This is a genomic window from Streptomyces sp. NPDC001728 (assembly GCF_040297565.1).
Classification (GTDB): domain Bacteria; phylum Actinomycetota; class Actinomycetes; order Streptomycetales; family Streptomycetaceae; genus Streptomyces.
Map to the genome: position 1 here is coordinate 504,453 of NZ_JBEOZK010000003.1, position 11,797 is coordinate 516,249.

Consider the following 11,797-nt stretch of genomic DNA (forward strand, 5'->3'; position numbering starts at 1 on the left):
CTCCGCTCGGAGTCCCGCGTCCGCCCTCCAGGTGAGGCCCCCTTTGACCATGCCGCCCGCCCCCGCGTCACGAGGAGAATCCGTGGCTACCGAAGCACCGCCGCCGCCCAGAGACGGGACGGCGACCGTCGCCGGTCCCGTACAGCCCACGACGGAGGAGTTCGTCGAGGTGCAGCAGGGCGAGGAGTTCGGCGAACTGCGCCGCACGTACCGCTCGTTCGCCTTCCCGCTCACCCTGGCCTTCATCGCCTGGTACCTGCTGTACGTGCTGCTCTCCAACTACGCGGGCGGCTTCATGGGCACCAAGGTCTTCGGCAACATCAACGTGGCGCTGGTCCTGGGCCTCGGCCAGTTCCTCACCACCTTCCTCATCGCCTGGCTCTACTCGCGGCACGCGGCGAACCGGCTCGACCCCAAGGCCGAGGCCATCAGAACCCGTATGGAGGGCGACGTATGAGCACCCCCGTCCTGCTCGCGGCGGGCAACGCCACCAGCGAGCACCGGCCGCTGATCATCGCCCTCTTCGGCGCCTTCGTCCTCGCGACCCTGGTCATCACCGTCTGGGCAGGCCGCCAGACCCGCAGCGCCGCCGACTTCTACGCCGGCGGAGGCCAGTTCACCGGCTTCCAGAACGGCCTCGCGATCTCCGGCGACTACATGTCCGCCGCGTCCTTCCTCGGCATCAGCGGCGCCATCGCCCTCTACGGCTACGACGGCTTCCTCTACTCGATCGGCTTCCTGGTCGCATGGCTCGTCGCCCTGCTCCTGGTCGCCGAACCGCTGCGCAACTCCGGCCGGTTCACGATGGGCGACGTCCTCGCCTACCGGATGCGCCAGCGGCCCGTCAGGACCGCCGCCGGCACCTCCACCATCGTCGTCTCGATCTTCTACCTGCTCGCGCAGATGGCGGGCGCGGGTGTCCTCGTCTCGCTGCTGCTCGGCATCACCAGCGACGGTGGCAAGATCGCGATCGTCGCCCTCGTCGGCCTCCTGATGATCGTGTACGTGACCATCGGCGGCATGAAGGGCACCACCTGGGTGCAGATGGTCAAGGCGGTCCTGCTCATCGCGGGCACGCTCCTGATCACCTTCCTCATCCTGCTCAAGTTCGACTTCAACATCTCGGACCTGCTCGGCGCCGCCGCCACCAACAGCGGCAAGGGCGACGCCTTCCTGGAGCCCGGCCTCAAGTACGGCGCCACCGCCCTGTCGAAGCTGGACTTCCTCTCGCTCGGCATCGCGCTCGTCCTCGGCACGGCAGGCCTCCCGCACATCCTGATCCGCTTCTACACGGTGCCGACCGCCAAGGCCGCCCGGAAGTCGGTCAACTGGGCCATCGGCATCATCGGCGCCTTCTACCTGATGACGATCGTCCTCGGCTTCGGCGCCGCCGCCCTGCTCAGCGGCGACACCATCAAGGCGTCCAACAAGGCGGGCAACACGGCGGCCCCGCTCACCGCCCTGGAGGTCGGCGGCGGCGCCGGATCCACCGGCGGCGCGATCCTCCTCGCCGTCATCTCCGCCGTCGCCTTCGCCACCATCCTCGCGGTGGTCGCCGGTCTGACCCTGGCCTCGTCCTCGTCCTTCGCGCACGACATCTACGCGAACGTGATCAAGCGCGGCAAAGCCACCGAGAAGGAGGAGATGCGGGCCGCCCGCTGGTCCACCGTCCTCATCGGCATCGTGTCGATCGCGCTCGGCGCCCTCGCCCGCGACCTCAACGTCGCCGGCCTGGTCGCCCTCGCCTTCGCGGTCGCCGCCTCGGCCAACCTGCCGACGATCCTCTACTCGCTCTTCTGGAAGAGGTTCACCACCCGGGGCGCCCTCTGGTCGATCTACGGCGGACTGATCTCCTCCGTGGTCCTCGTCCTCTTCTCGCCGGTGGTCTCCGGCGGACCGGCCTCGATGTTCAAGGGCGTGGACTTCCACTGGTTCCCGCTGGAGAACCCCGGCCTCGTCTCGATCCCGCTCGGCTTCCTCCTCGGCTGGCTCGGCTCGCTTCTCTCCAAGGAGGAGCCGGATGCCGGCAAGTACGCGGAGCTGGAGGTCAAGTCCCTCACCGGGGTCGGGGTCGCCGCGGCGGTCAAGCACTGACCGGAACGCGACCGGTCGTATACGTTCCGCAGTGATCGGACGGCCGCGTCGTAGAGTTCTACGACGCGACCGCGCCGGTCCTCGTGACAATCTGCCCTGCTCGTCGCCGGTGTGCTCACGTAGGCTCGGAACACACGCAACCACAAGACGGGGAGGGGGCCGACAGTGCTCATCGACACCTTTGGCCGAGTCGCCACCGACCTGCGAGTCTCGCTGACGGACCGGTGCAACCTGCGCTGCACGTACTGCATGCCGGAGGAGGGCCTCCAGTGGCTCGCCAAGCCGGATCTCCTCACCGATGACGAGATCGTCCGGCTGATCCGTATCGCGGTCACCGACCTCGGCGTCACCGAGGTCCGCTTCACCGGCGGCGAGCCGCTGCTCCGCCCCGGCATCGTGGGCATCGTCGAGCGCTGCGCGGCCCTGGAGCCCCGCCCCCGGATGTCCCTCACCACCAACGGCATCGGGCTGAAGCGCACCGCCGCCGCCCTTGAGGCCGCGGGCCTCGACCGGGTCAACGTCTCCCTGGACACCCTGCGCCCCGAGGTCTTCAAGACCCTCACCCGGCGTGACCGCCACCGGGACGTCCTCGACGGCATGGCCGCCGCCCGGGACGCCGGACTCACTCCGGTCAAGGTCAACGCCGTCCTGATGCCTGGGCTCAACGCCGACGAGGCCCCCGACCTCCTCGCCTGGGCGATCACCGAGGGTTACGAGCTCCGCTTCATCGAGCAGATGCCGCTGGACGCCCAGCACGGCTGGAAGCGCGACGGCATGATCACCGCCGGGGACATCCTGGAGTCCCTGCGCACGCGCTTCACGCTGACCGCCGAGGGCGCCGACGAGCGCGGCTCGGCCCCCGCCGAGCGGTGGACCGTCGACGGCGGACCGCACACGGTCGGCGTCATCGCCTCCGTCACCCGCCCGTTCTGCCGGGCCTGCGACCGGACCCGGCTCACCGCCGACGGACAGGTGCGGACCTGTCTGTTCGCCACCGAGGAGACGGACCTGCGGGCCGCCCTCCGGTCGGACGCCGGGGACGGGGAGGTCGCCGAGCTGTGGAAGAAGGCGATGTGGGGCAAGAAGGCCGGCTCCGGCCTCGACGACCCCGGCTTCCTCCAGCCCGAGCGCCCGATGTCGGCGATCGGCGGCTGACGCCGGCCGGAGTCCCTAGGGACTGCCCTCGGAACCGGACTCGGACTCCCAGTCCACGAGGGGGACGACGTCCTTGAGGAAGCCCCGTACGCCCAGGAACTGCGAGAGGTGTTCGCGGTGCTCCTCGCACGCGAGCCAGGTCTTGCGACGCTCGGGCGTGTGCAGCTTGGGGTTGTTCCACGCGAGGACCCAGACGGCGTCGGCGCGGCAGGCCTTGGCGGAACAGATCGGCTTCTCTTCGTTCACCCGATCATTGTCCAGCAAAGGCGATGCCGAGCAGCCACGGGGGGAGCTGCCCGGCATCGGTCTGTCGCTCCGACGGGGGATGCGGAGCGCGTAGGCAGTATGTCACGGCACGTGGGGTCGGGTGCACTGGAACCACATGATTGATCTGAGCTTTTCCTGAGGTTTCCGGCCACTCTCCGTGATCACTTCTGGCCGTACGGTTGCTCCCCGTCCGTGTCGCCGGAAGCCTCCCTGGCATCCAGTGCGGGCCGCGCCGGAGTCGGTACGAAGGTGGAGGGAAGGGGCGGAGTCGACTCGCGGCCCGCGTTCGCGATGACCACGGCGATATAGGGGAGCAGGATGCCCAGGGCGAGCGCGACGACGGCCACGTGCCGCTCGACGTTCCACAGCACCGCCGCCGCGATCACGGAGAGCGTCCGGACCGTCATCGAGATGATGTAGCGCCGCTGCCGTCCCCGGACGTCGTCGGCGAGCCCCTGCCGGGCTCCTGTGATCCGGAAGACCTCGGATCCGCCACTCTTCGGCATCGCCGTCCACCACCCACCGGTCGCGCCGGACCCTCCCCGGTCCGGACCTCTTTCCACCGTACGCCCGCCCTTCCGCGCCGACGAGACCGGGGCACGGATGGCGCTGTCCGACATGCGCCGTATGGCCGAGGGACCGAGACTGGGCGCACATGCGTACAAGGAGGCGACGATGAGTTGGTTGTGGGCGATCATCGTGGGATTCGTCCTCGGCCTGATCGCGAAGGCGATCCTGCCGGGGAAGCAGCAGATCCCGCTCTGGCTGACGACCGTGTTCGGGATTCTCGGCAGCGTGCTCGGCAACGCGGTCGCGACCTGGATCGGCGTCAACGACACCAAGGGCATCGACTGGACCCGCCACCTGCTCCAGCTGATCGGCGCCGTCGCCGTGGTCGGGGTCGGCGACATGCTCTGGACCTCCATGAAGGGAACCCGGCAGCGCACCTAGCGCGCCCCTCCGGAGACACGAAGACCGGGAGGCCCGGGTACGGCACACCACATGCCGTACCCGGGCCTCCCGGTTCTACGCAGCTCGGTCGTACGCCGCTCAGCCGGCGAACTCGATCGCCGCCAGGTTCTTCTTGCCGCGCCGCAGCACCAGCCAGCGGCCGTGCAGCAGCTCGTCCGCCGCCACCTCGGCGTCCTCGGCGGTCACCTTCACGTTGTTCACGTAGGCCCCGCCCTCCTTCACCGTGCGCCGCGCCGCCGACTTGCTCGCCGCGAGCCCGACCTCGGTGAACAGGTCCACGACCTGGCCCAGTTCGGTCACCCGCGCGTGCGGCAGCTCGGACAGGGCGGCGGCGAGCGTCGCCTCGTCCAGCTCGGCCAGGTCGCCCTGCCCGAACAGCGCCTTGGAGGCGTTGATGACAGCCGCGCACTGGTCGGCGCCGTGCACCAGGGTGGTGAGCTCCTCGGCCAGCGCGCGCTGCGCGGCCCGCGCCTGCGGCCGCTCGGCGGTCTGCGCCTCCAGCTCCTCCAGCTCCGCGCGGGACTTGAAGGACAGGATGCGCATGTACGTCGAGATGTCCCGGTCGTCCACGTTCAGCCAGAACTGGTAGAACGCGTACGGCGTGGTCATCTCCGCGTCCAGCCAGACGGCCCCGCTCTCGGACTTGCCGAACTTGGTGCCGTCCGCCTTGACCATCAGCGGGGTCGCCAGCGCGTGCGCCTGCGCCCCCGGCTCCAGGCGGTGGATCAGGTCGAGTCCGGCCACCAGGTTGCCCCACTGGTCCGAGCCGCCCTGCTGGAGCGTGCAGCCGTAGCGGCGGTACAGCTCCAGGAAGTCCATGCCCTGGAGCAGCTGGTAGCTGAACTCCGTGTAGCTGATGCCCTGCTCGGACTCCAGACGGCGGGCGACGGAGTCCTTGGTCAGCATCTTGTTGACCCGGAAGTGCTTGCCGATGTCCCGCAGGAACTCGATCGCCGACAGGCCGGCGGTCCAGTCCAGGTTGTTCACCATGACCGCCGCGTTCTCCCCCTCGAAGGAGAGGAAGGGCTCGATCTGGGTGCGCAGCCGGTTCACCCAGTTCGCGACCGTCTCGGGGTCGTTCAGGGTGCGCTCGGCCGTCGGCCGCGGGTCACCGATCTGGCCGGTGGCCCCGCCGACCAGCGCCAGCGGCCGGTGCCCGGCCTGCTGGAGCCGGCGGACGGTGAGGACCTGGACCAGATGGCCGACGTGGAGACTGGCCGCGGTCGGGTCGAACCCGCAATAGAACGTGACGGGACCGTCCGCGAGAGCCTTGCGCAGTGCGTCCTCATCGGTGGACTGGGCGAAGAGCCCACGCCACTTCAGCTCGTCGACGATGTCCGTCACGGTCGTCCGTCTCCTTGATCGATTGGGGTGGTGCCACGGCCCAGTCTAGGTGGGTCAGACCCCCTTGCTGACCGAGCTCATGTTGAAGTCGGGCACCCGCAGGGCGGGCATCGCGGCCCGGGTGAACCAGTCGCTCCACTCGCGCGGCAGCGTCTTCTCCGTCCGGCCCGCCTCCGAGGCCCGCGACAGCAGGTCCACCGGCGACTCGTTGAACCGGAAGTTGTTCACCTCGCCGACCACCTCGCCGTTCTCGACGAGGTAGACGCCGTCCCGGGTCAGACCGGTGAGCAGCAGCGTCGCCGGATCGACCTCGCGGATGTACCAGAGGCAGGTCAGCAGCAGACCGCGCTCGGTCGAGGCGACCATCTCCTCCAGGGAGCGCTCGCCGCCGCCGTCCAGGATCAGGTTCCCGGCTCCGGGCGCCACGGGCAACTGAGTAAGTCCCGCCGTGTGCCGGGTGGTGATCAGCCGGTCCAGCTTCCCGTCCCGCACCCAGTCCGTCGCCGCGATCGGCAGACCGTTGTCGAAGACCGACGAGTCGTCGCCCGAGGAGTGCGCGATCACGAACGGCGCGGACTCCAGGCCCGGCTCGTTCGGGTCGCTGCGCAGTGTCAGGGGCAGCGGCGACAGGGTCTCGCCGATCCGGGTGCCGCCGCCGGGCTTGGAGAAGACCGTACGGCCCTCCACCGCGTCCCGGGCCGTGGACGACCACAGCTGGTAGATCAGCAGGTCGGCCACCGCCGTCGGCGGCAGCAGCGTCTCGTACCGCCCGGCGGGCAGCTCGATCCGCCGCTCCGCCCAGCCGAGCCGGGTCGCCAGCTCGGCGTCGAGCGCCGCCGGATCGACGTCCTTGAAGTCCCGCGTCGAGCGCCCGGCCCAGGCGGAGCGCGAGCGGTCGGGGGACTTGGCGTTCAGCTCCAGGGTCCCGTTGGGCTGGTCGTGGCGGAGCCGCAGGCCCGTCGACGCACCCAGGTAGGTGGAGGTCAGCTCGTGGTTGGCGAAGCCGTACAGCTCACGGCCGCCGGATCGGGCACGGGCGAAGGCCTCGCCGAGCGCCGGGGCGAAGTCGGCGAACACGCCGGAGGAGGTCTCCGCCGGCGCGTCCGTGAAGTCGGGCGACGAGGGCACGTCCCGTACCAGCGGCTGGGCGTCCTCGGCGGGCCCCGCGGCACGGGCGGCGGCCTCGGCGGCCCGGACCAGGGGCTCCAGGTCGTCGGCGGTCACCGCGGAGCGGGAGACGACACCGGAGGCGGTGCCCTGGGAGCCGTCGACGGTCGCGATCACCGTGAGCGTACGGCCGCGGGTGACGCCGTTGGTCGTGAGCGTGTTGCCCGCCCAGCGCAGATTGGCCGAGGACTCCTCGTCGGCGATGACGACACACCCGTCGGCACGGGACAGCTCAAGGGCCCGCTCGACGATCTCGTACGGCTTGCTGACGCGGCTCATCGTCCGGCCTCCTGCGTCGTGTTCAGAATGTTGACGCCCCGGAAGAGGGCGGAGGGGCAGCCGTGGGAGACCGCGGCGACCTGGCCCGGCTGGGCCTTGCCGCAGTTGAAGGCGCCGCCGAGGACGTATGTCTGCGGGCCGCCGACCTGCTCCATCGAGCCCCAGAAGTCGGTGGTCGTCGCCTGGTAGGCCACGTCCCGCAGCTGCCCGGCGAGCCGTCCGTTCTCGATGCGGAAGAAGCGCTGCCCGGTGAACTGGAAGTTGTAGCGCTGCATGTCGATCGACCAGGACCGGTCGCCGACCACGTAGATCCCGCGCTCCACGCCGCCGATCAGGTCCTCGGTGGACAGACCGCCCGGGTCCGGCCGCAGCGAGACGTTCGCCATCCGCTGCACCGGCACGTGCGCGGGGGAGTCGGCGAAGGCGCAGCCGTTGGACCGGCCCTGGCCGGTGAGCTTCGCGATCCGCCGGTCCATCTGGTAGCCGACGAGCGTGCCGTCCTTGACCAGGTCCCAGCTCTGGGCCTGGACACCCTCGTCGTCGTACCCGATCGTCGCGAGCCCGTGCTCGGTGGTCCGGTCACCCGTCACGTTCATGATCGAGGAGCCGTACGCCAGCTTGCCCAGCTGGTCGAACGTGGCGAAGGAGGTGCCCGCGTACGCCGCCTCGTAGCCGAGCGCCCGGTCCAGCTCGGTGGCGTGCCCGATCGACTCGTGGATCGTCAGCCACAGGTTCGACGGGTCCACGACCAGGTCGTACCGGCCCGCCTCCACGCTCGGCGCCCGCATCTTCTCGGCGAGCAGCCCCGGGATCTCGTCGAGCTCCTTGTCCCAGTCCCAGCCGGTGCCCGTCAGGTACTCCCAGCCCCGCCCGGCCGGCGGCGCGATCGTCCGCATCGAGTCGAACTCACCGGTCGTCTCGTCGACGGCGACCGCCGTGAGCTGCGGGTGCAGCCGGACCCGCTGCTGGGTGGTGACGGTGCCGGCGGTGTCCGCGTAGAACTTGTTCTCGTGGACGGTGAGCAGTGAGGCATCCACGTGCGCCACACCCTCCGCCCGCAGCAGCCGCGCGCTCCAGTCGGCGAGCAGCGCGCTCTTCTCCTCGGCGGGGACGGAGAAGGGGTCGATCTCGTACGAGGAGATCCAGGTCCGCTCCTCGTGCACCGGCTCGGCGGCCAGCTCCACCCGCTCGTCCGAACCCGCCGCCGCGATCACCTTCGCCGACAGCTTCGCCATGGCGACCGCCTGCGAGGCGACCCGCGCGGCCCCGTCCATGGTCAGGTCGACACCGGACGCGAACCCCCAGGACCCGCCGTGCACCACCCGCACCGCGTATCCGAGGTCGGTGGTGTCCGAGGAACCGGACGGTTTGGCGTCGCGCAGCCGCCAGGAGGCGCTGCGCACCCGCTCCAGACGGAAGTCGGCGTGCTCGGCGCCGAGCGCACGCGCTCGGGCGAGCGCCGCGTCGGCGAGTGCCCGCAGGGGCAACGCGACGAACGAAGGGTCGATCTGATGGACCACGAGCGGCCTCGCTCTCGGTGATCGGACGGCGGTGTTGAGCTGTCCGGGAAGTCAATCACGGGACGGACCGCCGGGTTGGCGCATTACCGACCGGGGGCCCCCGAGCTGTAGGGACCCGACAGTGACACCGGTACGCCACTGTCGGAGGTCGATTCCTCATGTCGGGGGCGATACCGATAGGTTTTCGGCTACCAGACCGCTATCGAAAGGGTGATCCGTTGAGCCGCTCGGTTCTCGTCACCGGAGGAAACCGGGGCATCGGCCTCGCCATCGCCCGCGCGTTCGCCGAAGCCGGCGACAAGGTCGCGATCACGTACCGCTCCGGCGAGCCGCCGGCGGCGCTCACCGAACTGGGCTGCCTCGCGGTGAAGTGCGACATCACCGATGGCGAGCAGGTGGAGCAGGCGTACAAGGAGATCGAGGAGAAGCACGGTCCGGTGGAGGTCCTCGTGGCCAACGCCGGCGTGACGAAGGACCAGCTCCTGATGCGCATGTCGGAGGAGGACTTCACGTCCGTCGTCGACACCAACCTCACCGGCACCTTCCGGGTCGTCAAGCGTGCCAACCGCGGGATGCTGCGCGCCAAGAAGGGCCGCGTCGTCCTGATCTCCTCGGTCGTCGGTCTGCTGGGCTCGGCGGGTCAGGCCAACTACGCCGCCTCCAAGGCGGGCCTGGTCGGCTTCGCCCGCTCCCTCGCGCGTGAGCTGGGCTCCCGCAACCTCACTTTCAACGTCGTCGCCCCTGGTTTCGTCGACACCGACATGACGGCGGTGCTCACCGACGAGCAGCGCGCGGGCATCGTGTCCCAGGTGCCGCTGGGTCGCTACGCCCAGCCGGAGGAGATCGCCGCCGCGGTGAAGTTCCTCGCCTCCGACGACGCCTCGTACATCACTGGAGCCGTCATCCCGGTTGACGGCGGATTGGGCATGGGTCACTGATCACCATGAGCGGAATTCTCGAGGGCAAGCGCATCCTGATCACGGGTGTGCTGATGGAGTCCTCCATCGCCTTCCACGCCGCGAAGCTGGCCCAGGAGCAGGGTGCGGAGATCATCCTCACCGCCTGGCCGCGGCCGACGCTGACCGAGCGCATCGCCAAGAAGCTGCCCCGGCCCGAGGACGTCAAGGTCCTTGAGCTCGACGTCTCCAACGACGAGCACCTCGCCCGTCTCGAGGGCCAGGTCCGCGAGCAGTTCGGCGACCGTCTCGACGGCGTCGTGCACTCCATCGGCTTCGCGCCGCAGGACGCGCTCGGCGGCAACTTCCTGAACACGCCGTTCGAGTCCGTGGCCACCGCCATGCACGTCTCCGCCTTCTCCCTGAAGTCGCTGACGATGGCGCTGCTGCCGCTGATGTCCGAGGGCGGCTCGGTCGTGGGCCTCACCTTCGACGCGCAGTTCGCCTGGCCGCAGTACGACTGGATGGGCCCGACCAAGGCCGCGCTGGAGGCCACCAGCCGTTACATGGCCCGTGACCTGGGCAAGCAGAACATCCGCTGCAACCTGGTCTCGGCGGGTCCGCTGGGCTCCATGGCCGCCAAGTCCATCCCGGGCTTCAGCGAGCTGGCCGCCGTCTGGGACAGCCGCTCCCCGCTGGAGTGGAACCTGGCCGACCCGGAGCCCGCGGGCCGCGGCATCGTGGCACTGCTCTCCGACTGGTTCCCGAAGACCACCGGCGAGATCATCCACGTCGACGGCGGTCTGCACGCGATCGGCGCCTAACCGCTTCGTACAGCAGCAGAAGGGCCGTGTGCCCGCCCTCCGGGGCGAACGCACGGCCCTTCTCGTCGTGCAACTCCTGCCCGACTCGAAAAGTAGCGCGAATCACCCCAGACTGGGGCAGAGCGTGAGGTTCCTGCTGCTGACGGGGAGGAGGTGCGGGCATGCGCGCGACAGGTCACGGGTTCGGCGCGTTCGCCACCGTCGCCGTACTGATCGCCGGGACAGCCCTCGCCGCCGAGGTGCGGGCCGCTCCCGCCCCGGCCGAGGACATCGCCGTCACCACTCCGGCGGCCGAGGAGCCGGAGGACTTCGGCGCCTCCTGCCACACCGTCGTCCAGGGCTCCCGCGTCACCGCCCACTGTCAGAACCCGTACCCCCGTACCGACCGGGTCCGCCTCCACGTCGAGTGCGACCGCTGGTGGGACGTCGACACCGACAGCGCCCCCGTGGAGGTCGGACCCGCCGACTACGCGCAGGTCAGCGGCCGGTGCTGGAAGGAGGTCCGGTCGGCCTGGGTCACGCACCAGCCGGCGGACCGGGCTCCGGAGCCGGCTCCGGTACGGGGCTCCTGAGGCACATGAAGGGGTAGCCGGCCGCCTCCGTGCCGGCCAGCTCGGCCTCACCGTCCCGGATCGCGTCCACCAGGCGCCCGTGGTCCATGTGGTTCTCCGGCCGCAGCACCTGCCCCACGTCACCGCGCAGCCAGTCCCGCAGCAGATCGCCCAGGTCCGCGTACAGCTCGGTGAGCACCTCGTTGCCCGAGGCGGCGACGACCGCGTGGTGGAAGGCCGCGTCGACGGTCACGAACCGCTCCGCGTCCCCGGACTCCCAGGCCTCCTCGCGTCGTACGAGGAGTGCGTCGAGCTGCTTCAGGTCGCGCTCGGTGCGCCGCCCGGCTGCGAACCGCGCCGCGGCGGACTCCAGGGTCGAGCGCAGTTCGGCGACGTGCCGGGGGTCGGAGCCGGCGAAGCGCCGGTGCATCACACCCGCCAGTTCGCTGGTGGCGATGACATACGTTCCCGAGCCCTGGCGGATGTCGAGCAGACCGTTGTGGGCGAGCGCCCGGACGGCCTCGCGCACGGTGTTGCGGGCCACTCCCAGCTGCTCGACCAGCTCGGGTTCGGTCGGGATGCGTGAACCCACCGGCCACTCGCCGGAGGTGATCTGGTTCCGCAGCTCGGCGATCACCTGATCGGAGAGGCCTGCGCGCCGCGGGTGGCCGAGGGCCATGGAGCACCGTCCCATTCGTTCGAGATTGGACAATCAATCATCCCATGAT

General features: G+C 70.2%; 13 protein-coding genes. 7 read left to right on the plus strand and 6 right to left on the minus strand.

Annotation, left to right across the window (positions count from 1 at the left end; all coding sequences use genetic code 11):
• The first annotated feature begins 82 nt into the window (after nt 1-82).
• The 3 genes from ABT154_RS07740 to moaA all read left to right on the plus strand — a co-directional run bounded on the left by ABT154_RS07740 (nt 83) and on the right by moaA (nt 3,249).
• Nucleotides 83-457, plus strand: a complete 375-nt coding sequence (locus ABT154_RS07740; RefSeq protein ID WP_351854155.1) for a DUF485 domain-containing protein — start codon at nt 83-85, stop codon at nt 455-457.
• Nucleotides 454-2,094 carry a monocarboxylic acid transporter gene (locus ABT154_RS07745; RefSeq protein WP_317874782.1) on the plus strand — a complete coding sequence of 547 codons (1,641 nt, stop codon included), beginning with the start codon at nt 454-456 and terminating at the stop codon, nt 2,092-2,094. The genes ABT154_RS07740 and ABT154_RS07745 overlap by 4 nt, the downstream gene beginning before the upstream one ends.
• 165 nt (nt 2,095-2,259) lie before the next feature.
• On the plus strand, nt 2,260-3,249 hold the full coding sequence (moaA, locus tag ABT154_RS07750; RefSeq protein ID WP_351854158.1) for a GTP 3',8-cyclase MoaA: 990 nt from the start codon (nt 2,260-2,262) through the stop codon (nt 3,247-3,249).
• A 15-nt stretch (nt 3,250-3,264) separates the two neighbouring features.
• Here the strand turns inward: moaA and ABT154_RS07755 are convergent, their stop codons facing one another.
• Together ABT154_RS07755 and ABT154_RS07760 are read right to left on the minus strand one after the other, a co-directional pair.
• Nucleotides 3,265-3,495, minus strand: coding sequence for a hypothetical protein (locus tag ABT154_RS07755; protein WP_351854161.1), 231 nt, complete (start codon nt 3,493-3,495; stop codon nt 3,265-3,267).
• A gap of 182 nt (nt 3,496-3,677) precedes the next feature.
• Entirely contained in the window at nt 3,678-4,022 is a 345-nt protein-coding gene (locus ABT154_RS07760) for a DUF3099 domain-containing protein (RefSeq protein ID WP_351854164.1), read from the minus strand.
• 169 nt (nt 4,023-4,191) lie between these two features.
• Between ABT154_RS07760 and ABT154_RS07765 the strand changes: the two genes are divergently transcribed.
• Complete coding sequence (locus ABT154_RS07765; RefSeq protein WP_351854167.1) at nt 4,192-4,467, plus strand: GlsB/YeaQ/YmgE family stress response membrane protein; 276 nt, start codon at nt 4,192-4,194, stop codon at nt 4,465-4,467.
• A 99-nt stretch (nt 4,468-4,566) separates the two neighbouring features.
• On the opposite strand, the gene tyrS is transcribed toward ABT154_RS07765, so the two are convergent.
• Genes tyrS through ABT154_RS07780 form a run of 3 tightly spaced genes read right to left on the minus strand, consistent with a single transcriptional unit; the run spans nt 4,567 to nt 8,798 of the window.
• Complete coding sequence (gene tyrS, locus ABT154_RS07770; protein ID WP_317874777.1) at nt 4,567-5,832, minus strand: tyrosine--tRNA ligase; 1,266 nt, start codon at nt 5,830-5,832, stop codon at nt 4,567-4,569.
• A gap of 54 nt (nt 5,833-5,886) precedes the next feature.
• Nucleotides 5,887-7,278, minus strand: a complete 1,392-nt coding sequence (locus ABT154_RS07775) for a metallopeptidase TldD-related protein (protein ID WP_351854169.1) — start codon at nt 7,276-7,278, stop codon at nt 5,887-5,889.
• Nucleotides 7,275-8,798: a TldD/PmbA family protein gene (locus tag ABT154_RS07780; RefSeq protein WP_351854172.1), complete on the minus strand. Its 1,524-nt coding sequence runs from the start codon at nt 8,796-8,798 to the stop codon at nt 7,275-7,277. Before ABT154_RS07780 ends, ABT154_RS07775 begins: the two co-directional genes overlap by 4 nt.
• A 218-nt stretch (nt 8,799-9,016) precedes the next feature.
• On the opposite strand from ABT154_RS07780, the gene fabG reads away from it, so the two are divergent.
• The 3 genes from fabG to ABT154_RS07795 all read left to right on the plus strand — a co-directional run bounded on the left by fabG (nt 9,017) and on the right by ABT154_RS07795 (nt 11,090).
• On the plus strand, nt 9,017-9,736 hold the full coding sequence (fabG, locus tag ABT154_RS07785; protein WP_317874774.1) for a 3-oxoacyl-[acyl-carrier-protein] reductase: 720 nt from the start codon (nt 9,017-9,019) through the stop codon (nt 9,734-9,736).
• Between the two features lie 5 nt (nt 9,737-9,741).
• Nucleotides 9,742-10,518, plus strand: a complete 777-nt coding sequence (gene fabI / locus ABT154_RS07790) for an enoyl-ACP reductase FabI (protein ID WP_317874773.1) — start codon at nt 9,742-9,744, stop codon at nt 10,516-10,518.
• A gap of 161 nt (nt 10,519-10,679) precedes the next feature.
• Nucleotides 10,680-11,090 carry a hypothetical protein gene (locus ABT154_RS07795; protein ID WP_351854176.1) on the plus strand — a complete coding sequence of 137 codons (411 nt, stop codon included), beginning with the start codon at nt 10,680-10,682 and terminating at the stop codon, nt 11,088-11,090.
• Here ABT154_RS07795 and ABT154_RS07800 read toward each other — a convergent pair.
• Nucleotides 11,035-11,748, minus strand: coding sequence for a FadR/GntR family transcriptional regulator (locus tag ABT154_RS07800; protein ID WP_351854266.1), 714 nt, complete (start codon nt 11,746-11,748; stop codon nt 11,035-11,037). The two genes, ABT154_RS07795 and ABT154_RS07800, sit on opposite strands and share 56 nt — an antisense overlap.
• Nucleotides 11,749-11,797 lie beyond the last annotated feature (49 nt).

What these genes read in the sequence shown, in the direction of transcription:
- ABT154_RS07800 (WP_351854266.1), bottom strand. Translation starts at nt 11,748, where the DNA reads ATGGCCCTCGGCCACCCGCGGCGCGCAGGCCTCTCCGATCAGGTGATC.
- ABT154_RS07745 (WP_317874782.1), top strand. Translation starts at nt 454, where the DNA reads ATGAGCACCCCCGTCCTGCTCGCGGCGGGCAACGCCACCAGCGAGCAC.
- ABT154_RS07795 (WP_351854176.1), top strand. Translation starts at nt 10,680, where the DNA reads ATGCGCGCGACAGGTCACGGGTTCGGCGCGTTCGCCACCGTCGCCGTA.
- ABT154_RS07775 (WP_351854169.1), bottom strand. Translation starts at nt 7,278, where the DNA reads ATGAGCCGCGTCAGCAAGCCGTACGAGATCGTCGAGCGGGCCCTTGAG.
- ABT154_RS07765 (WP_351854167.1), top strand. Translation starts at nt 4,192, where the DNA reads ATGAGTTGGTTGTGGGCGATCATCGTGGGATTCGTCCTCGGCCTGATC.
- ABT154_RS07760 (WP_351854164.1), bottom strand. Translation starts at nt 4,022, where the DNA reads ATGCCGAAGAGTGGCGGATCCGAGGTCTTCCGGATCACAGGAGCCCGG.
- fabI (WP_317874773.1), top strand. Translation starts at nt 9,742, where the DNA reads ATGAGCGGAATTCTCGAGGGCAAGCGCATCCTGATCACGGGTGTGCTG.